At 38.6% G+C, this 21,375-nt stretch carries 20 protein-coding genes; 12 read left to right on the plus strand and 8 right to left on the minus strand.

What is annotated here, in order from left to right; all coding sequences use genetic code 11:
- Position 1: 1 nt before the first annotated feature.
- Positions 2 to 322, minus strand: coding sequence for a hypothetical protein (locus EPI11_RS12200; RefSeq protein WP_128390256.1), 321 nt, complete (start codon positions 320 to 322; stop codon positions 2 to 4).
- Between the two features lie 68 nt (positions 323 to 390).
- Here EPI11_RS12200 and EPI11_RS12205 point away from each other — a divergent pair, with 68 nt between their 5' ends.
- Positions 391 to 636: a hypothetical protein gene (locus EPI11_RS12205; protein ID WP_128390257.1), complete on the plus strand. Its 246-nt coding sequence runs from the start codon at positions 391 to 393 to the stop codon at positions 634 to 636.
- Positions 637 to 648: 12 nt separating this feature from the next.
- On the opposite strand, the gene EPI11_RS12210 is transcribed toward EPI11_RS12205, so the two are convergent.
- Complete coding sequence (locus tag EPI11_RS12210) at positions 649 to 1,752, minus strand: transglutaminase-like domain-containing protein (RefSeq protein ID WP_128390258.1); 1,104 nt, start codon at positions 1,750 to 1,752, stop codon at positions 649 to 651.
- Between the two features lie 109 nt (positions 1,753 to 1,861).
- The gene (locus EPI11_RS12215; protein ID WP_128390259.1) at positions 1,862 to 3,007 is read right to left on the minus strand and encodes a hypothetical protein; all 1,146 of its coding nucleotides are present in this window, start codon (positions 3,005 to 3,007) and stop codon (positions 1,862 to 1,864) included.
- 199 nt (positions 3,008 to 3,206) lie between these two features.
- Here EPI11_RS12215 and EPI11_RS12220 point away from each other — a divergent pair, with 199 nt between their 5' ends.
- The 10 genes from EPI11_RS12220 (at position 3,207) to EPI11_RS12265 (ending at position 13,107) form a co-directional block, all read left to right on the plus strand.
- Complete coding sequence (locus EPI11_RS12220; protein ID WP_128390260.1) at positions 3,207 to 4,229, plus strand: head maturation protease, ClpP-related; 1,023 nt, start codon at positions 3,207 to 3,209, stop codon at positions 4,227 to 4,229.
- A complete protein-coding gene (locus EPI11_RS12225) occupies positions 4,229 to 5,287 on the plus strand; it encodes a hypothetical protein (protein ID WP_128390261.1) in 1,059 nt (352 codons plus the stop codon). The genes EPI11_RS12220 and EPI11_RS12225 overlap by 1 nt, the downstream gene beginning before the upstream one ends.
- A gap of 369 nt (positions 5,288 to 5,656) precedes the next feature.
- Positions 5,657 to 6,256, plus strand: coding sequence for a hypothetical protein (locus EPI11_RS12230; protein ID WP_128390262.1), 600 nt, complete (start codon positions 5,657 to 5,659; stop codon positions 6,254 to 6,256).
- A 4-nt stretch (positions 6,257 to 6,260) separates the two neighbouring features.
- Complete coding sequence (locus EPI11_RS12235) at positions 6,261 to 6,704, plus strand: hypothetical protein (protein WP_128390263.1); 444 nt, start codon at positions 6,261 to 6,263, stop codon at positions 6,702 to 6,704.
- Positions 6,685 to 7,842 (plus strand): hypothetical protein, encoded by a 1,158-nt coding sequence (locus tag EPI11_RS12240; protein WP_128390264.1) that lies wholly within the window; start codon positions 6,685 to 6,687, stop codon positions 7,840 to 7,842. The genes EPI11_RS12235 and EPI11_RS12240 overlap by 20 nt, the downstream gene beginning before the upstream one ends.
- Complete coding sequence (locus EPI11_RS12245; RefSeq protein WP_128390265.1) at positions 7,817 to 8,314, plus strand: DUF6712 family protein; 498 nt, start codon at positions 7,817 to 7,819, stop codon at positions 8,312 to 8,314. Before EPI11_RS12240 ends, EPI11_RS12245 begins: the two co-directional genes overlap by 26 nt.
- Position 8,315: 1 nt before the next feature.
- Complete coding sequence (locus tag EPI11_RS12250; protein WP_128390266.1) at positions 8,316 to 11,591, plus strand: beta strand repeat-containing protein; 3,276 nt, start codon at positions 8,316 to 8,318, stop codon at positions 11,589 to 11,591.
- A gap of 40 nt (positions 11,592 to 11,631) precedes the next feature.
- Positions 11,632 to 12,111, plus strand: coding sequence for a phage holin family protein (locus tag EPI11_RS19265; protein WP_128390267.1), 480 nt, complete (start codon positions 11,632 to 11,634; stop codon positions 12,109 to 12,111).
- Positions 12,098 to 12,472, plus strand: a complete 375-nt coding sequence (locus EPI11_RS12260) for a YcbK family protein (RefSeq protein WP_128390268.1) — start codon at positions 12,098 to 12,100, stop codon at positions 12,470 to 12,472. Before EPI11_RS19265 ends, EPI11_RS12260 begins: the two co-directional genes overlap by 14 nt.
- Positions 12,472 to 13,107 carry a DUF6549 family protein gene (locus tag EPI11_RS12265; RefSeq protein ID WP_128390269.1) on the plus strand — a complete coding sequence of 212 codons (636 nt, stop codon included), beginning with the start codon at positions 12,472 to 12,474 and terminating at the stop codon, positions 13,105 to 13,107. Before EPI11_RS12260 ends, EPI11_RS12265 begins: the two co-directional genes overlap by 1 nt.
- A gap of 11 nt (positions 13,108 to 13,118) precedes the next feature.
- Here EPI11_RS12265 and recO read toward each other — a convergent pair whose 3' ends face one another.
- The 4 genes from recO to EPI11_RS12285 all read right to left on the minus strand — a co-directional run bounded on the left by recO (position 13,119) and on the right by EPI11_RS12285 (position 18,972).
- Entirely contained in the window at positions 13,119 to 13,832 is a 714-nt protein-coding gene (recO, locus tag EPI11_RS12270) for a DNA repair protein RecO (RefSeq protein WP_128390270.1), read from the minus strand.
- A 17-nt stretch (positions 13,833 to 13,849) separates the two neighbouring features.
- Entirely contained in the window at positions 13,850 to 16,129 is a 2,280-nt protein-coding gene (gene porZ / locus EPI11_RS12275) for a type IX secretion system anionic LPS delivery protein PorZ (protein ID WP_128390271.1), read from the minus strand.
- A 156-nt stretch (positions 16,130 to 16,285) separates the two neighbouring features.
- Positions 16,286 to 17,629: an NADP-specific glutamate dehydrogenase gene (gene gdhA / locus EPI11_RS12280; RefSeq protein WP_128390272.1), complete on the minus strand. Its 1,344-nt coding sequence runs from the start codon at positions 17,627 to 17,629 to the stop codon at positions 16,286 to 16,288.
- A gap of 197 nt (positions 17,630 to 17,826) precedes the next feature.
- Complete coding sequence (locus EPI11_RS12285; RefSeq protein WP_128390273.1) at positions 17,827 to 18,972, minus strand: cystathionine gamma-synthase; 1,146 nt, start codon at positions 18,970 to 18,972, stop codon at positions 17,827 to 17,829.
- A gap of 100 nt (positions 18,973 to 19,072) precedes the next feature.
- Between EPI11_RS12285 and EPI11_RS12290 the strand changes: the two genes are divergently transcribed.
- A complete protein-coding gene (locus EPI11_RS12290; protein ID WP_317125641.1) occupies positions 19,073 to 19,837 on the plus strand; it encodes a DUF3298 and DUF4163 domain-containing protein in 765 nt (254 codons plus the stop codon).
- Positions 19,838 to 19,920: 83 nt separating this feature from the next.
- On the opposite strand, the gene EPI11_RS12295 is transcribed toward EPI11_RS12290, so the two are convergent.
- Positions 19,921 to 21,366: an anion permease gene (locus tag EPI11_RS12295; RefSeq protein WP_128390275.1), complete on the minus strand. Its 1,446-nt coding sequence runs from the start codon at positions 21,364 to 21,366 to the stop codon at positions 19,921 to 19,923.
- Between the last annotated feature and the right edge of the window lie 9 nt (positions 21,367 to 21,375).

Here is a 21,375-nt window from a genome sequence, read left to right on the forward strand (position 1 = left end):
ATTATTCGTCGTCTTCGTCATAAACCGCATTAACATCTACATCTCTTTTCTCGAAATGGAGGTTTAGCCCATTTTGAGAAACCCAAATAAGGTATTGGGTATAAAACTGCTCATTTTCCTGAAAGGGAGTTGGTTTATCCTGCTTTACATCTTTGAGTTTTTTGTGTACCGGATTGTAAATAAAAAAATGCATCAAAACTGCCGCAACGACTACAGTAACTAATCCGCCTCCTAAATACATAAAAGGCTCCATTGTAAAACCTTTTTTAGGCACTGCTGCTAACGGGATAATAGCCTGAAAAGTAAAAGCGATTAAATTCATTAAGTTCTTTTTTCAAATATAACAAAGTAATCCATTCTTACAATATTTGCCTCAATTACAACTCATAAATGACCCGATATGAAACCATACTTAACCTTGGAGACGATTTTATAAAACTAATGGGTAAAAACCTCATCCCCGTTCATGTACTGGACTGGAAGGTATATTATGAAGCTTATTTAAAAGAAGCCGAAATACTCTGCAAAAAATACGGCAGACCCAAGAAAACCCGGGCCGCCGGTATCGTTGCAGACGATTACAAGATTAGCGAACGCAATATGTTCTATATTATATCTTTTATGGAAGGGAGCTAAAGATCGTCATCTTTACGGCTTTGCCCAAAATGTTGCAGAATTGTTCGTTATGTATTGAATAAATCTTGTTCCGCTGCCAAGAGCAATTTCCTTTTTTTGCGGTGACTGGTTTAAACCGTCCAGCGGTAAAAGCTCTATCATAGCAATTTCTTTAGTACTATTCTCTGTTTCACTGTCATAGCAGCTATAAGCAACGGCTTGTATCCTGTAAAGGTTCTTGGCCATATAGTAATCCAGGTAATAATCTTTGGTTTGGCTGCTCCTTCTGTTCCAGTTGGCATTTGGGTTAAGAATAAGCGGTTTGTTCTTTACAAGTCTTTCCCTTACCTCTTCTACGCTAAGCAATGTGCCTTTTTCGTCCATTACATAAGCATCAAAAGTAGGGTCCATCCACAGCCATTTGTTAAGTTCGTTAGAGTATACAATGTTTATAACGTGGCAATCATCAAACTTCAGGTCTTTAGGCATGCAGGTAATATATCTCGACTTAAAGCCCATAGCCAGGTAGCATTCGTTTAGCACGGTAGCCATCATACGGCAGTTTACGCCACGGTCTTCACTCTTGCAGACCTTAATAATGTTATCGGCATTCCTGCCATCCGGGTTATTGCTGCTTCCATCATGCCTTATCGTGTTATGCACCCAGTTCATAAGGTTGATTATTTTAGAAACCTCATTTCCCTGTCCGGCAATAGAGTCCAGCTTATAATCCTTTCTTAGTTTCACGAGGTTAGGATCATTCATATCCTGATAGGTAAACGCAGGAACAGAACGGTTATCGGACGTATTATATTTAGAACCTTTTTTAAGCCTGTCTATATAATCCGGCATTCGTTCAATGCGCGTGTGTGCTTCTTTACCGTTTAAAAGCACGATAAAATCATACTTTTCACCCGCTTTAAGTTTCACACTAACCGATTCCTTATCGGTAATAAAAGTAACCTTTTCGTTATTGGTGGTAAATACGTCGGGGTTTACATCGGGCATAATGCTCCATTGTCCTTTTTTAAAGTCATCCCCATCTTTAATATCCACAAGGTTAGACGTAGCAGTAATCGTTTTCATTTGGCAAAAGGCAAGCCCCGGCAGTAGTAATGCCAATAGTAGTTTTTTCATGATTGATTGATTTTTGATTGATAGCCAAATGTAATAATTTTCGCCAAACCTCAAAAAAGCCTACAAAACTAAATTCATTGCCCTCTTTACAGGAGAGTTAATAGAAAGATTATTGTTTTTCTATTATTTCAGTCATTTCAATATATCCACCCTCAACAATATTATTATAATTGTCTTCAATAGTAAATTTTGTATTGTTTGGGATATCATAAATAAAAAAAGTAATCAAAGATTGTCCATACTGGTATTTATCATCATTACTCTCATATACGTAAGTTAACTCTCCCCCACTTTCCGAATAATGCATCTTGTTTCTAAACAAATCAGTACTTAATAATCCATTTACCTTTTTAATTTGCCTCTTCCCTTTATGATATGTAAGAGTATATGTTATATCTACTTTATTAATTCTTTTTGCTGTAAGTACAATATCATATTTGCCAGAACGAGCCTTAAATAAATATTCCTTATCTTCTTTTAATAACCTAGGAGCAGTAAGCGTATCATTTCGAGCAATATAATATCCATCTGTTTTCAACTTGTTATTAATATAATCAAAGTAAGTTCTTGTTGTATCTATTGCAAGAATTTGTGAAACATATAATTCATAATTGCTTCCTCCAAAATGTCCGTATCCGTAATGAGCGCCATATTTCTTTTTGCCTTTTACTTTCATATATACGCCACGTCTCATCTCAGGAGATCTATGTTGTGTTATCGTTCTAATTGAATCTATATTCGCTACATCTTCATCAAAAAATACCCAGCCTCTCAAATTCTCTAGTGAACCATTTTTTAATACCATAAAGGCAGAATGTTCTAAACCCTTACTATAAAAACCTTCCTCAACAAAATCTTCTTCGATCTCCTGTCTTATATGTCCTGTAGTACTAACAAAATCCGTCAGGGTATAGCTAGCTGATGTAATTTCGCTAACTACTACTTTTCCATAAGCTAAATCATTACATTCAAAATTATTCTTATCGCTTTTTTTACCTGATATTCTAACAAGTACTTGCTCTGTAAAACCCCTTGGATCATGATACGTTGTAAGCGAATCAATTTTAGCAACATTCACTGAAGAATCAAATTCCACAAGCAACGGAGCTTTTAATATATTCTTCTCAATCTCATAAAAAAACAAACATCCTTGTCTATTTATAATATAGCCTTTATGGTAATAAGCATCGAAACCTAAGCCTTGTCCATAAAAATGCAGAGGTATAAAAAGAAATATAATTAAGAAGTGTTTCATTTAAAATTGGTTCTAAATCAAATATACCAAACTTTCTGTTATGTGTTAATAATTCACTGCAAAACCCCTTGCAGTACTTTGCCTCAATAGTCGCCGTATCTTTGTACTATCAAAACAAAGGAACTTTAGCGCTACAGTTTCTCCTTTAAATTCTTCAATCCGATCCTTCACTCAATCTTTCAATCACTACATCTGATGGATGACAGGAAACATTTATATCTCCGGCCAGATAGGCACTTTTGACGGTGTTCCCGGTGTAGAGCTTATCGATGTAATAGGCCAGGTAAAAAAGCAGCCTCAAGCTTCCGCCTTTAATGTGCACATCAATTCTGAAGGCGGCCTGGTAGATGTGGGTTTCGACATCTACCATTACCTCAAAGCATTAGGCAAACCCATTACCACCATTGGGAGCGGAATTGTTGCCTCGATCGCCACTGTAATCTTTATGGCAGGCAACGAAAGGCAGATTCGTGAAAACACCCCTTTTATGATTCACTTACCCTGGGGAGGCTCAATGGGCACCGCCGACGAACTCGAGCAGTTTGCCGACCAGCTTCGTGCTATAGAGAAAAAAATGGTGGGCTTTTACAAAAAAGCACTCAACCTCGAGGAACAGGCACTGCTTCCCCTCTTAAAGAACGAAACGTGGCTCACAGGCAAACAGTTAAGTGCTCTGGGCTTTACAACCTCGCGGCAGGTAAAAGCCGCAGCTAAAGCATTCTTAAAACCAAATTTACCTATGAACGGAACATTTACCGAAAAAGACAGGCACTGGATGGAAAGCCTGTTCGAAAAAGTGTTGGGCAAATTCAAGCACAACGCCATGTTTAACAAAGTAATACAGGATGCCACAGGTGCCGAAATTGACTTTACAGATTTGCCCGATGATGCGGTTATAGAACTGGGAGCCATTGCAACCGTAGACGGTAAACCTGCCGAAGGCGAATTTTTTTTACCCGACGGATTTACGTATGTGTTCACTGCCGGCGAACTTACAGAGATTATTGAACCCGAAGAAGATACCGAAGCAGCAACACTGCGCAACGAGAACAAAAACCTTAAACGCCAGCTTACTACCATAAAAAGCGAAGTGCTTGCATTAAAAAGACAGGTAACGTCAAGCTATAGCGTAAATGGCAAAAAAGCAGCCTACAGGAAACCGGGCGAAGCCGATAAAATGGCAGGAATGAGAGAATATCTAAAATCTAAAAAAGCAAAATAATGGCACTTATAAACGCAGACAGCTTAACACTTAATCCACGCGAAGCCGAAACGGTAAGCGAGGTAATCTTTAAAAGGATATATAACGATTCAGACCTTGCCGAATACCACGAAATGGAAACAGGCATTGATGTAAAAACTCAAATTGCCTTTGCCGGAAGATTAGGTTTGCTTGGTAAAAAAACTACAGGCTGTACTCCAAACGAAGCAGGCGGTTTTGAGCTTACAGAAAAATACTGGACACCCGTACTGGAAGATTTCCGACTAAAACACTGCCAGGCAGATATGCCGGCACTACTTAAGCTGTTTCGAAAATCGCAGCGCATTAACCCCGACTTTTTTGATGCTGTAGGCACACAGGAATTTGGCGTAATTATCTCGGCAGTAGAAGTTGCCATGTTAGAAAACATGCACCGCAAAATATGGTTTAACGATACTACAGCTAAAACCATTGCCGACAGCGGAGTGTTTACAAACGGTACCGACTTAGGTTACTTTAACTCTTTTGACGGATTGTTCAAACAAATTTTTGTCGAACTGCCTAGCAATGCTGCAAACCGTGTTGCCATTACGGCAAATGCCGGAGCCAATTATGCAGGTCAGGCACTGGCAGAAGATGCTGCACTTGCCATCTTCGAAAAAATGGTTACTGCTGCCGATGAACGTTTGGTTTCTGCCGAAGACAGCTTTATCCTTGCAACAAGGTCATTAGCCGACAACTACCGTGCAACCTTGCGCAACAAAAACCTGGGATCTGGATTCCTTGAAGTGGTAGAGGAAGGCCGCCCAAAACTGTACTTTGACGGATTTGAGGTAAAAGTGCGCTACGACTGGGATCGTTACATTAAAACCTACCAGGACAACGGAACAAAATGGAACCTGCCACACAGAGCAGTATTTACCACAAAATCGAACATCCCTGTAGGCACATTAAGCGAAGAAGACCTTACAAAACTTGATGTGTTTTATGATAAAACCCTTAAAACAAACATCATGGATGCAGCCTATACACTGGATGCCAAACACCTTGAAGCTTACATGACTGTAGCGGCATATTAGTCGAAATACGAAAGTAACGTTGTCACCCTGAGCTTGTCGAAGGGCAAGTAAAGGATTTCAAAAAGGAATATCGATAACACCGATTAAACAGATAACCGCTAATCAGCGATAATTAAAAAATCCTTTATATCAGTTCGATCCGTGTCATTAACGTTCCAGTCTTATAAAACTACATTTCAACTCTCAAAATTTTTTTTGATTCTAAATGTAGGCACACTGAGCCTGTCGAAGTGCTACAAACACTGTCTGCGTTCGAGTGTAGTCACGATGAGGTTGTCGAAGCGCAAATAAAAATCTTTGTGTATCACTGCGTCTCCTTTGCGAATCTGTGTTACAAACCTCAATTTTTCAATAAAAAACAAAAACAACATGCCAGTAGATTGCACAGGAAACTTAACCGCAGATATATTATTTAATTGCTCTAATGCACCAGTGGGTGGTATAGAACAAAACGTAATCCTAATTAATAAAGACGACATTGATGTGGTAAGCACCACTACCGATGTTACAAACAGAGTATTAGTAACTAACCTTCAGTTAAAACCGGGTAAAACAGGCTATTTACTAAGCGGTGTAAAGCAAAGTAATGGTAAAGCATGGGAATTGGTTAAAAAAGAAAACGCACCTGATAAATTCAAGCATACTTTCTCCGGAGTGATCTTTAACCCAAGTGCAGCAAACAAGCAACAGGCCGATGGTCTTTCTAAAGGTTCTAAATATGTCGCTGTTATTGAGCAGGTATGGAAAGGTACTAACAGCGAAGATGCATTCGAGATCTTAGGATTAACATCAGGTCTTGAATTAATGACCATGACAAATAACTCTAAAGAAAACGACAACATGATCATGTTCGAACTTTCCAGCTCAGACGGGTATGAGGAAACTACGATGCCAAGAACATTACTTGACGTAAGCTACGCAGCTACTAAAACGGCCTTTACCAACAAGTTTTTACAGGCTGCAGGATAAATCTATGGATTTTATCTCTATGGATATTGCCACCGTTACCCATTCCATTACGGGTAGCGGTGTGCGGTACCTGGAGTTGTTTCTTCAGGAATACACCTCCATTTTCAAGGAAAAGGTAAACCCTGCCTGTCCAAAATGTTTAACCGAATACCTAACACGGTATAAAAACCATTACAAAGCCATGGCAAATACATCACATTACAGGCTCCATGCCAAATACGAAAACATTCCGCTGGAATTTGGCTCCCCCATACTGGTTAACAACGGTAATATTACCAATGAATATGCCCAGCAATTGCTGCTTCACAAAAATGGCGAACGGTATTTTGCGCAAATACCAACACCTCCGGTCAAAAAGGCAAAACAGGATAAAAAAAAAGACAAACCGTTAACCAATACCCCTGATATTTCTGTCAACGAAATTACCAATGAAAACACTGCTGATTGAGGTATGGAAAAGGCTCACACCCTGGAATAAATCGGCAGATGTATATGCAAACGATACTGACAATGCCTACCCTGAACGAATGGACAGGTTGATAAACAATAGTGTTACAGCAAAATCTGCTGCTACTATAATGGTGCAGTACTTAATAGGTAAAGGATATGGAACAGAGGTAGACCCCCTTATCATTAACAAAGAACAAAACCTAAAGCTAATTGACTTTGCCGATGATGTAGCCGACGATCTGGTAAAACAACGTGGTGTATTCATTCATGTAAACTGGAATGCCCTTTACCAGATATCTGATTTTAGTGTCATTCCGTTCGAATGGTGCCGCATAGGTAAAACTGACAGTAATGACTATACCGGAAAAATTGCTGTTTGCAAAGAATGGCTCAAACCTAAAAAATCAGACATTCAGCTTATCGATGTTTTTAATCCGCGTAAAAAAGTGATCGATGCACAGGTAGAAAAAGCTGGAGGCTGGGAGCACTACAAGGGTCAGGTACTATTTGTAAATATGGATACCAAATTGCTGTATCCGCTGTCGCGAATTGACTCGGTTGCCGAAGATTGTGATAGTGAAGCACAAGCATCGATATACAAAAACAGGTTGCTTCGCAAAGGGTTCTTTGGTAATACATTGGTAGTAACTCGTCCGCTTGTGGGCGATGGCCTTGAACCCGGTAGTACTGCACTTATGGATGCCGAAAGCGAAAGAGAGCGTTTTCAACAAGCTATTAAAGACAGCCTTGGCGCGCAGAATACGGGAGGTGTACTATGCCTGGAAATGGATTTTGCAGGAGAAAAACTGGAAGATGCCATCCTGATCAAACAAATTGAAAGCAAAATAGACGACAAGCTTTTTAATTATACCGAAACCAGTGTTCGCGAAAACATTCTGGTTGCTTTTAATAACCTTCCGGCCGGGCTGCTAAAGACCAATGAGGCTTCTCTTTTTGGTAATTCGGGTGAAGCCATTCGCGAAATGAAACGCACCTATTGGGAAAACACAACCAAAGAACGATATCTGCTTACAGCTGTGATTAACGGATTATTGGAACGCTCACAGGATTATTCGACATTGAAAATAGAACCTTTAAAACTGATAAATAATGCAGAAACTAATAACACGGAATGACATAGCGAAGTACAGACAGGTATCTAAGACCCCAAATGATGACAAGCTTAACGAAATGATACTCGATGCACAAATACTCGACCTGCAGCCTTTATTGGGCGAAAGCCTATATAATAAAGTCCTGGCAAACCCCACAGAGCATGAAGAGCTATTAACAGGAGGTGTTTATGAGATTGACGGCATTAGCTATACCAATTACGGACTAAAAATGGTGTTAGCTTATTTTGCTTATGCCCGTCATATTATGTTTTCATCGATTACAGATACGCCCTATTCTATCGTCGAAAAATTAGGTGACAACAGTCGTCCGGTAGATGCATCGGCAAAAAAAACCATTTATGGACTGAATCGCGATGCGGCATTTCAAATTTGGGAAAACGTAAAAAAATACCTTGCCAGAACCCATCACCCCGATTTTACTCATTGTAACAAACTCACATCTAGAGGTTTAAAATTCAAAAAAATAGTATAGCATGAACATTATAAACACCTTTAACGACAAGCGGTTTATCCTTAACGGGATACAATATTTCAAAAATTACGTTTCGGTGGTTCGTGGTAATAAAATAGAAATATTTAACTGCTATGAACGAAAAGATGTGCTGGTAGAATTGACACATTACAATCAGTTCTCTGTTGATGGAACTGTATATACATCGGCGGCACTGCTACAGGAAGCTTTGCTTCCTATAATTTATTCCCGAATAAATATGGGTGACGGGAGTACGTTTGCTCAAAACAATATTGGCAGAAGCATTAATCTTGGTCTCTATCTTGGTGATTCCAGTGTTACTGCAATTGTCGCAAAAATGAACAATAGAACTACAGTGATATCAGCTACTGATACTCCGGTTGTTCTATCACTAAATTCTATTTTCACATCTGCAGAAATTGGTCAGTCCTCATTCAATAATAAAAAATACTTATACCTGTTCAGGCCGGGAGCAGGAACTTATGGTATAGGAGGGACAACAGTTACTACCACAATGATCACTCAGCTGGCCACATTAAATCTTACTCAGGATGACATACAGAATGATCCCGGTGCGATTATTTATAATATTGATCCGGTTACGAATGGTGATTATTTATTAAAAGCAAATACTTCGCTTTGGGATTTTAGCGATTCCGGGTATATAAATGAAGATGATAGTATAAAGACCTATTACTTTAGTTATTCTGTAAACGATGTTTTATATTTTGCACAATTTAAAGGCATTCCAGGTATCTATGGACTAAATAATACCCCTTTTGAAGAGGAAGATTTTGTAGCGACTACAAATAGCGGTATTAGCCCCACCCCTACCTTAGAACAGATCTTAGCACAAGGAGGTAATAAAAATATATCACAACTCACCAATAATGGTGATGGAGTTTCCCCTTACACCACTGTTGCTAAACTAAACGGACTGACCATTACTGTTAACCAGGCTGCTGCCGAAATGTATCTTAAAAATAGTGAAGGAACTACGCTTGCCACGGTAAATCTTGCTTTTCTGAATAATGAAGGAACTACGTTCTTTTATAATCAAACTACACAAAAATTAGAATTAAAAAACGATGCCGGGATAATTTTAAGCGAAGTATCGGTAAGTGCATTTGTATCTAATCTAATGCAGACGGTTGATTTCAATGGAGCCAATCCATCTATCTTAGAATTTAAGGATGCAGCAGGTAATGTAGTCGATTCGGCGACCTTTACAATCAACAATATTGCCGGTTTACAAGCAGCTTTGAATGCAAAAGCAAATAATAACGGAAGTAATGCTGCCGGTACATGGCCAATCAACGTTACTGGAACTTCTGTGAGCACTACAAATTGGGGTGGTGCTGTTGCTGATTTCAGTACTGATGGTTCAGTATTAACAAAAGCTGTAGGTTTAGACGCTTCTAACACTGCAAAAAGGTATACCGCTTCAACTTTTAAGTCATGGCTCTCAATAACAATAACTGACATTGCCGGTCTCTTTACTACTTTAGCAGACATTGCTACTTCACTGGTGGGTAAAGCTAATTTAACCGGTGGTAATTCGTTCTCTGGAAGCCAAACAATAAACGGTGATTTTGGGGTATATGGACAAATACTCTCCGATGTTCCTAACGGAGCACTTACCCAAAAAACATACAGGAATGGTCAGGCCGTAAGTTCTATAGGATCAGGTTCAAATAATGCAGATCTTAATGGTATTTTACAATTATACGGCACTCCCGGAGACGATGTAATTAGGTTGTACTCGACCGGCGACAGCTGGATAAATGGTGGTAATATTGGTTTTGGAACGAAGACACCTGGTGCAAAACTAGATGTTAATGGAAACATTAATATAGCAAGCGGTAACAATCTTTCCTGGGGAGGAACATATGAATCAGGTAATCCAACCATTGCAGCAAATGGAAGCGGAATCGGATTCTATCCATCAGGAGAGGACACTGCCTTATATATTACACATCAAAAAAACATTGGTATTAATAAGGTTGATCCTTTGTATTCATTAGATGTAAACGGCATAGGAAGATTCAAAAGAACTGGTGTAAACGGTGGAGGTTTAGCAACAGTAGGGATAATTTCTTCTGATGCAAAAACTGCCAATGATGCGATATCACAATCATTTCTGGGACATAACACATTGGAGTCAGAGGTGAGTTATGGTAGTATATCAGCCAATATCGATTCAAGTACATCAGGAGCACATTCAGGCAGTCTTGAATTTAGGACATATAATGCCGGAAGTTCTACACTTGCATTAAAACTAAGTAAAGAAGGAAATGTTGGTGTTGGTACGTTAACGCCAGGCACAAAATTAGATGTTAATGGGAAAGGGAAGTTTTCTGGAGAAGTAACTATTCCTAATGGAACTGCCTTAGGAAGTGCCGTAAATAAAAGCCAGCTAGATCTAAAAGCAAATCTAAACGGAGGTAATACATTTAGTGGTGACCAGAATTTTAACGAGAATATTATTGCCTCTAGTATAATTGTTGGTAGTAATGATTTCGAATCCGGATATAAGTTTCAGGTTGAAGGTGCATTTGCAATAGGGACTAAAGGAAAAGCCAGATTGTATGGGGGAACTTTGAATCCCACTACTTCATTCATACAATCCAGAGATATAAATATTAGTCAAAATCTAGCTATATATGCTAAAAATATACTAATAGGTTCACCAGATGATAGTGGAGAAAAATTCCAATTAACCGGTAATGCAGACATTAATGGTCTTATTATTAGTAAAGATTTAGCTAATGATTCATCAATTAAATTACAACCTGGATTCTCATTACCTAATATACAAGGAACTAATTATGCTGGAACTGGTGTTAAACCAATAATAATGCAAAAACATGGGGGAAGTGTCGGTATTGGTATAGCAGCAACACCAACAGCAACATTAGAGGTAGGAGGTACAGGGAAATTTTCGGGAGAAGTTCAGATCGCTCCTGCTACATTGCCTAATAATGCTGTTACATTAGGGCAGTTAAACGCAGTAACTATAGATAAAACAATAGAAGCAACACTTTCTTTAATATTTCTAGCTATTCCTCCTGGGCAAACAAGAGGCATAGTTGTTACCGTGAATGGAGTAACTGCAGGTGATTTTATTCTAGCCACTACATCCGATCCTATAGACGGTGGTCAAATCGTTTATGCTAGATCAACTGCAGAAAACACGGTATTTATCGGAATACTCAATGGATCAATAACAGAACAAGCCTCCGGAACTCGCATTATAAAAATAAAAATCCTTAAATAGGGCCAATAATATACATAAACAATACTTTACCTCAAAAAAAATGCTAAATAAACCTTTAATCTTATTTCCTTGCATTCCTATTCTAGTTCTAACTACTTCCCAAAAGGCCGTAATCTTACTCGGTTTATTTTTTATATTGGATTTTATTACCGGAATACTGGCTAGCTGGATCGAATTTAAGAAAACTAATTCTGCTTCTGAAAAAAGATACCTAATTCAATCTTCTAAACTTAGGCTATCAGCTGTTAAATTTATTTGTTATGCTCTGGGCATCTTATGTGCCTGGGGAATAGAAATAGTATTTGTCATTAAAAAAATCCCTTCAGGATCTATTTCAACTCAAAATCTAACGTTTACAACAGTCGTAATTGCCTTTTTTTGTGCTATTGAATTCTACTCCATTTTTTTCGAGAACATAAAACGAATGGGATTTGATATTCTTTTAAAGATACAAAAAATTTCATCCGAAAGCTGGAAACTATACAAAACCATAAAAAACGAAAACAATGGAATTAACTAAAAATTTCTCATTAAAAGAATTCGGTTGTAAAGACGGAACTCCTGTACCAAAGGTATATTATGACAATGTACAGGAACTTGCAAACAACTTACAGATACTAAGAGATCATTTGGGTGTTTCTGTTGAAATTACCGGCAGTGGATACAGAACACCATCACATAATAAAAAAGTAAAGGGAGCCGCAAACAGTCAGCATTTAATTGCTAAAGCAGCAGATATCAATGCTAAAGGTCATGCTCCGAAAGCACTGGCTGCTATAATTGAAAAACTAATTAATGACGGTAAGATGAAGCAGGGAGGGATCGGTATTTATTCAGGCTTCGTACACTATGATATTCGCGGAACTAAAGCAAGATGGTAATGAGAAACTATATAACTTATATTATAAGTATAGCTTTAGTTGTAACTCTACTATTTAGTATCGAAAAGTGTCGTTATATTCATAACAGAGATGTTGCCAACCTAAACGCACTTACAGACTCTTTAACTCATTTTAAAAACAAGCTGGGTACAAAAACTGCCGAAATAAAAACATTGCAATTAAATAAAGAACAGCTCCAAGATTTAATTCTAAACAAAGACAAGGAACTGGCATTACTGGCAAAAGAATTCTCAAAAGTAAAAAGCATTGTAAAATACAAAACACTAGTGCAATTTGACACCATAAGAATTGCCTACAAAGACACGACTCCGTGCCTTTTTAGGCGTTCTGGCGAAGTAAAAGAGAATTGGTATAGCTTTAGTTATAATTCAGATCAAAAAGGCATAACAATTAATGCTTTGAGTACTCATACTGAAACAACTATTATAAATGGATTTAAACGGAAATGGTTCTTGGGTCGAGAATCAGTAACTACAAACATTACAAACTCAAATCCGTATATTGAAGTAACACAAATTAAATCAGCAGAGGTTCTAGTTCCTGAACCCTGGTATAAAAAATGGTATGTGTGGTTGGCCGTGGGGATTTCTGCAGGGATTTTTTCTTCTCGATAATGAAAAGAATATTAACCAAAAACCTCTTTAAGTACATCGATCGATTTTGGACGTTTAAATCCATCCAGATGGAAAGCATAATAATCCAGTAATATCTTTAATAATATGTGCCTTTCGGTAACATGAAATGCTTTAGTGCTATTATCAAATTTCAGCACCATAAGCCTTCTCAAAAGCGTAGTTTCATCCGCCGAAAGGCAACTTATTGACTGATAAGGAGCAAAAATGCCACCGGTCATTTCAAAGAAAGAATGCTCCTGCTGCGATCCGTCGGGATAAAAGCCAAGAAATTTAGTTATCTCTAATAATAATATCAAATGGAAATTTGCTGCTTCATCATGACTATCAAGCCACAACAATGCTGTTTCTAAAAAAGAATATAAGCTTTGGTTTTTTTCTTCTTCTTTGATACAATGATGCAGCATCTCTGATACAAAAATGGCAATAGACGTCTTTATTATATCTGTATTGATAGAATAATAGGGATGTGCCAGGCGCACTTCTTTAAAATATTCAAGTGTGCCTTTATTTTTATGTGATGCTTCTATTTCGAGAATACTTAACGGCCGGAAATAAACTGTTTTCTGGCTGTTTTTTTTTGAAGAAAAGGCATCTCTAACATAGTATGATTTTAATCCGTCAGATTCGGTAAAGCATTTTACAATAAGGCTTTTTTCCTGATATCGTAAAGAACTTATTACTATGGCTTTTGTTTTAACGAGCATTTTTTGTTATTCGTAATTTATCTAATGATCATTACTTTTTTAACCTTAGTTTGTGTACCATCTTCTGAAGATATAAAGATCATGTAAACCCCCGATGCTACCTTATATTTACCAAAAGCCCGTGTATCCCATAAAACCGTTCCTCCTTCTGATGTGGTTTCAAAAACCAGATTTCCTTCAATATCGGTAATTTTAATATTCGCTTTATCTATAAGTGCACTAATATTGACATCACCTTCAAAACCGGGACGCACAGGATTAGGAAAAACATATACCTTACTAAGATCGGTCGCTGCTTCTGTAGATGTACCTTTGTAAGATACCATTCCTTTGTCTGTTGCAAAGAAAACTTCCCCACTTGCATGGTCTATTTCTATATCATTAATCGAATTGCTGGGTAACGGAGAATTTTCTTTTGTAAAATGAAACAATGTCTGCTGCCCATCCGGAGAGACTAAGAAAGCACCTGCATTAGCCGTACCTATCCATTTATTATTTGCTCCGTCTACAACAATGTCTATAATTCCCTGCTCGTACATTAGCTCCTGAGCAAGACCATCTTCCATAATGATTATAGGATTTGTAGTCAATTCATTTTCTGTAGTAAAGCGATCTATCCCCGGCAATACTCTTAACCCTTTATTGGTACCAATCCAAAGACGGTTATTATTATCTATTGCAACACATGTTGCCGTATAAGATGGTAAATTACCATTTTGACCTTCGGTTATTACTATAAGTTTATTGTTTAATGTTTCATTAAAGCCTATTACTCCATTTAATAGTGATGCTATCCATTTTGTACCATTTTTATCAATTACCATTTGTCTGTAATTGTCTGTAATTGTCTTCTGGGTAAGATTTTTAAATGAATAAGACGTTCCCCATTGACTGTTAGGTTTTAGTACTTTAAGTACCTTTTCGGTCATACTATTAGTAACCCAAAGGTTTCCTGCTTTATCAAAAACTCCCGCATTTACCCTCACATTTGTAAATCCCGGCACAAACATTTGCGATTCCAGCGTACTATTACTTTGATTATAAAGCAATACTGCCTCATCATTCTCTACTTTTAGAAGCCCTGAGTGAAATGAATTAAGGTATACAAGGTTTTCATTTGCCGGACTTACAGTAATATCCGATATGGATTTTGTTCCATTTAGTTTAGAATACGGAATAGTAGTCCAGCCTTTTGTATTAAATTTACTAACACCATATTCTGAATAATCAGGCTCATAAGTATAGCTATATCCGCCAAATACCGCCCATAAAGCATTAGGTGTTTTTTCCAGGGAAAAGATATTGCTTCGTTCCGGTCCATTAGGAGTTATATTCTCTGGATTGAACCCATTAAAACCTACTGCAATCATTCCTTTAGATTGAGTTCCAATAAATAACGTTTCAGATGTTACTGTTGCGCAGGTAAAAATACTGGCCATATTTTCAGGCAGCGACCAATAATCAAGCTTCGCTGCTAGCGTTAACTGCGGATTATATACATGCACAACGTTTGAGCTTGTTACTATCATGTAACCATTTGCAACACGAAGATCTACAATTTGACTTGGCATTAAAACAAAAGAAACAAGATTACCATTTATAAGCCTGAATAATGTACCATTTGTGTCCGAAAAACATGCTCCTCCTGCATAAGTTACGGCACCTGTCCATTGACCTGCCGATAATTGCTGCCATTGGTTATAATCGTTAAGGTTTGGGTTTGCTATGGATGCCGATCTGATTCCGTCGTTAGTACAGGCGGCATAAATAATTCCGTTTGCAATGGTACATTGTGAAACAGCAGCTTCAGATCCGTTTGGACCGAGGTAATAGGTATCACCAAACTCTAACGTTTCGAGATTAAAAACTGCAATACCAAAATCGCAGGCAATATAAGCTTTGCCTTCGTACTCATAAATGCTGTTTATTTTCTTCTTTGCTGCTGCTACTGTGGTTTCCTGTACAATACCTATTTTGTTAACTATAGTATTATCTCCTTTAATAACCAAAAGTAAACCGTTACTATTGCCTACAAGCGTTCTGTTGAATGCAGAACTATGATGAATCGCTGTAATCGTTTCTACTTTTAAACCATCTACAGATGTTATTGTTTTTAGGTTATTATTGCCAAGATTTTTTTCAAAAATGGCACTGCCGGCAGCACCAAACACTTTGCTTGGAGACTCTGTAACATCTACAATATCGTTATAAGAAAAAAAACTTCTCCAGGGTTGGTTTTCCTGCCCAAGGATAGTAAACGAAAGCAATAAAAAATATAGTGATAGAACCTTTTTCATTAAAGCATTTATTTGCGCAAATATAAGCTAAAACGCAATTATAGCGGTTTTTGTATAAGGACTGCTTAAAATAAAGAAGTTAGGCTGTTTTGATCTGGTTTAAATATTTATTTTACTACCGGTTTCTGGTGCATGCTGCTTGTATCCTACACAAAATTATACTACTCCCTGTGCCAGCATAGCGTCGGCTACTTTTACAAAACCCGCAATATTAGCGCCTTTTACATAATCTATATATCCTCCGCCTTCACTGCCATAAGTTAAGCAAGATGTGTGAATAGCACTCATAATATTTTTAAGCCTGTCATCTACCTCTTCTTTAGACCAGCTAAGCCTAAGCGAGTTTTGCGACATTTCCAGCCCCGATGTTGCCACACCTCCTGCATTTGATGCTTTACCCGGTGCAAAAAGAATTTTAGCATTTTGGAAGGCTATAACAGCCTCGGGTGTACAGGGCATATTAGCACCTTCGGCAACACTGATGCATCCATTAGCTAATAATTGTTTTGCTTCGTCTCCATCAAGTTCGTTCTGGGTGGCACAGGGCAGTGCGATATCACACTTAACTTCCCATGGTTTGCCACCTGCTATATATTTAGCATTTGGATATTTAGTAAGATAGTCGCTTATCCTTCCGTAGTTTTCATTTTTAATTTCCATAACATAGGCAAGCTTTTCTGCATCAATCCCGGACTCATCATAAATATACCCAGCAGAATCTGAAAAAGTTACCACTTTGCCGCCCAGCTGCATTGCTTTCTCTGCCGCATACTGTGCCACATTACCAGATCCCGACACAACCACTATTTTACCCTTAAAGCTTTCTCCTCTTGTAGCAAGCATACTTTCTACAAAATATACACAGCCGTAACCGGTAGCTTCCGGGCGAATGAGCGATCCGCCGTAACTAACCCCTTTTCCTGTAAGCACACCCGTAAATTCATTTCTAAGCCTTTTATACTGCCCGAACATAAAACCAATTTCACGGCCTCCTACTCCAATATCTCCGGCAGGGACGTCAGTATCAGCACCAATATGTTTACAAAGCTCTGTCATAAAACTTTGGCAGAAACGCATGATCTCATTATCTGATTTCCCTTTAGGATCAAAGTCCGATCCACCTTTACCACCCCCCATAGGCAGCGTAGTCAGGCTGTTTTTAAACGTTTGTTCGAAAGCCAGGAATTTAAGAATACTAAGATTAACCGACGGATGAAATCGAAGCCCTCCCTTGTAAGGACCAATTGCCGAGTTCATTTGTATTCTATACCCCCTGTTTACATGTATATCTCCTTTATCATCTAACCATGTAACCCTGAACATAATAATCCTTTCAGCCTCTACCATCCGTTCCAAAAGCATTTTGCCCTGGTATTTTGGTGTTTTTTCTATAAACGGAAGTACCGTTTCGGCGACTTCATGTACAGCCTGAAGAAACTCCGGTTCGTGGCTGTTCCTTACAGTAACAGCATCCATAAAAGTTTGTAAACTATTGCTCATGTTTTGGTAGGTTTTATTCGTTAAAAAGCTTAGTGAATCATACTAGTAAATATACATTTTTATAGAATAACACATAAAAACATAAGCCATAAATGACTGCTAATTAATTATTTGTACTATTTTTCGTTCCGAATATAAATAAAAAATGTCCGTAGACACTTTGATCTACGGACATTTATATCGTTAAAAAAATCAGACTATTTTAAGGCCTGTTCAATATCGGCAATAAGATCTTCGATATCTTCTATTCCTACGCTAAGGCGCACAAGATCGTCAGATATTCCAATTTCTTTTCGTTTCGCTTCCGGTATAGAGGCATGTGTCATTAAAGCCGGGTGATTTGCTAACGATTCTACTCCGCCTAACGATTCTGCAAGTGTAAACACTTTAAGATTCTCAAGGAATTTAATAGAATCTGCCTTTGCTCCCGATTCGAATGTGAATGATACCATTCCGCCAAAACCGCCCTGCATCTGCCTTTTAGCAACATCATGGAACGGGTGGTTTTTAAGACCCGGATAGTATACTGTTTTTACTTTAGGGTGATTTTCAAGATATTCGGCCACTTTTTGTCCGTTTTCACAATGACGCTGTACACGAATATGTAATGTTTTAATACCTCTTAGCACAAGGTAAGAATCCTGCGGCCCAAGGGTTGCCCCTGTTGCAAACTGCAAGAAGTGCATTTTTTCGCCCAGCTCAGCATCTTTAATAATAAGTGCTCCGGCAATAACATCGCTGTGTCCGCCAAGGTATTTAGTGGCAGAGTGCATAACGATATCTGCTCCCATATCAATAGGGCGCTGCAGGTAAGGCGTTGCAAAAGTGTTATCTACAGCAAAAAGGATGTTGTTAGCTTTTGTTATTTTACCAATAGCCTCGATATCGGCAATTTTCATTAACGGGTTAGTAGGTGTTTCTATCCAAACCAGTTTAGTATTTTCGTTAATAAGCGACTGGAATTTATCCAGGTCGTTCATATCTACAAAATGGAACTTAATTCCCATATCCTGATAGATGCGGGTAAACATACGATAGGTACCGCCATAAAGGTCGTCCATAGCAATAACTTCATCGTTAGGTTTAAGCAGTTTCATAACACAATCTGTAGCTGCAAGACCAGACGAGAATGCAAGACCGCGTGCACCATTTTCAATACTTGCTAAAGCATCTTCCAGGGCAGTACGTGTAGGGTTTGCACCACGGCTGTATTCGTATCCATTTATAAGTACACCCGGACTTTTTTGTGCAAAAGTAGATGTTTGAAATACCGGAGGCATTACTGCGCCGGTGTGGGCTTCATAATGCTGCCCACCATGTATGGCTTTAGTGTTAAATTTCATATAATCTTGAATTCGTTGTCAATTATTTTGAGCAAATTTACTGTAAATTGCCTGTTCCGTCTATACCGAAAGACGCGTTTTGCAAAACAATAACACTTTAATGATTATGACACGATACCTCTCCCTGTTTTTTGTGGCGGTTTTACTTACAGCCTGCGGCAAAGACAAAAAAGAAACAGCACTTACTTTTAAAACCGAAACCCATAACAAGAAAACCTCACTGCCGTGCACCGATCAATGTGCCAGTGTGAATATTGAAATACCCGTGGCCGAAGGTGTTCCTGTAGTTGCAGACAGCATTAACAAAAACGTATTTAATACCATTAGAAGAATTATTTTCTTTGGCGAAAAACCTTATACTGCAACAACCTATGACGATCTTAATGCATCGTTCATTGGGTCGTATGAAGAACTTAAAAAGAAATTCCCGGAAGATGCCATTGGCTGGGAAGGAAAAGTAAAAGGATCTGTAGATTATAATACCGATAAGGTGATTAATATTAAACTTAACCATTACACTTATACCGGCGGAGCTCACGGTTATGAAGGTAATACTTCATTGCTGTACAATCCGGAAACAGGAAAAGAACTAAAACGATCTGATATTTTTAAAGATGAGGCCGGTTTTACAGCCTATGCCGAAAAGAAATTCAGAGAGACCTTTAAAATTCCTGAAGGCAAGAATATCAATGCTACCGGACTGATGTTTGAGGACGAAAAATTTGCCTTACCGCAAAACATCTTCTTTAAAGAAAACGGACTGTTGCTTTATTATAACTCCTACGAGATCGCATCGTATGCTGAAGGTAAAAAAGAGTTACTTTTCCCATACAGTGAGATAGAACAATTTTTAAAGATCAAATAAGCCTCAAAAAGGTTCTAAATAAAAAAGAGCGTCATAAAGTATGACGCTCTTTTTGTTATATAAAAACCCTTGTGAATTATTTCTTACCAGTAACCCAGCACTTTCCACCAGGCACCACCTGCAATAAAGAACACCAGCAGGTAAACAACACTAAGTATAAAGCCGTCCTTCCACCAGGTATTAATAGGCACATACCCACTACCAAATAGAATAGGCGCCGGACCGTGGCCATAATGTGTAAGCGTACCGAATATACCGCCGCAATATCCTAGAAACAAAGCTAACATTACAGGAGGCACCCCTACGCTCACCCCTACAGACAGCATGGCAAAATACATAGCTGCAACGTGTGCCGTGGCACTGGCAAACATATAATGCAGATAAAAATAAAGCAATATTATTATAGGGAATGCCAGGTACCAGCTAAAGTCTTTAATGTAATTCTCGATATTACCCGACAGCCACGGAATAAACCCAAGTTTAGAAAGATAACTCGCCATCATGACTAATGATGAGAACCAAACTACCGTATCCCATGCACCTTTTTCGGCTTTTACATCTTCCCAGGTTAATACCTGTGACAGCAATAGGATACACAATCCAAGCAGTGCCGCTGTAGTAGCATCTATATGCAGCAGGTCACCAAATATCCAAAGCACCAGCAACAGGAAGAAAACAGCTACCATTATCCATTCATTCCTGGACACAGGACCCATCTCTTTTAATTTTTGAGCTGCCATTTGCGGGGCATCGCCCGTACTTTTCATTTGTGGCGGACTTACCTTATATAACACCCAAGGCATTAACAACATGCACAGCAATCCCGGCACTATTGCACCAATTGCCCAGCTTCCCCAGGTTATCTTTATACCCAATTCGGCAGCAAAACGCTGTGCCATAGGGTTACTTGCCGTACCTGTAAGAAACATGGTTGAGGTTATAAGGTTGGCATTATAAGTACTAAGCGTAAGGAAAGAACCTGCTTTTTTATGGGTTTCGGGCTTTGCAGGATCAGACCCTAAACTCATCGCTACCGATTTCATGATGGGATATATTATCCCGCCCGCCCTTGCGGTATTACTGGGTACTGCAGGAGCAAGCAGTAAATCGGCAAAATTGAGCCCGTAAGACAATCCCAACGTAGTTTTGCCCATTTTGCTTACAAAATAATAGGCAATCCTGGAACCGAGTCCTGTTTTAATAAATCCGCGAGCTATGAAAAACGCCATCCCTATCAGCCAGATGATGGAACTGCCAAAACCGCTAAGGGCATTTGTAATACCGTCGGCAGCAGGGTTTTTAGAATCGGGCGGCGCGAGTACCATAGAGAAAGCGCAAAGTGCTATACCCAGCATGGCCATAGTACCCATAGGTGCTGCCTTAACAATAATACCCATAATGATAAAAACAAAAATACCAAACAGATGCCAGGCATTTTCGGTTAACCCTTCGGGAACGGGAATGTACCAGAGTATCACTCCAATCAAGGCGCTTAACGCCATCATTTTGTAATTTACTTCAGACTTCATTGGCAGGAA

The sequence above is a fragment of the Flavobacterium cerinum genome, from assembly GCF_004028155.1.
Classification (GTDB): Bacteria; Bacteroidota; Bacteroidia; order Flavobacteriales; family Flavobacteriaceae; genus Flavobacterium; species Flavobacterium cerinum.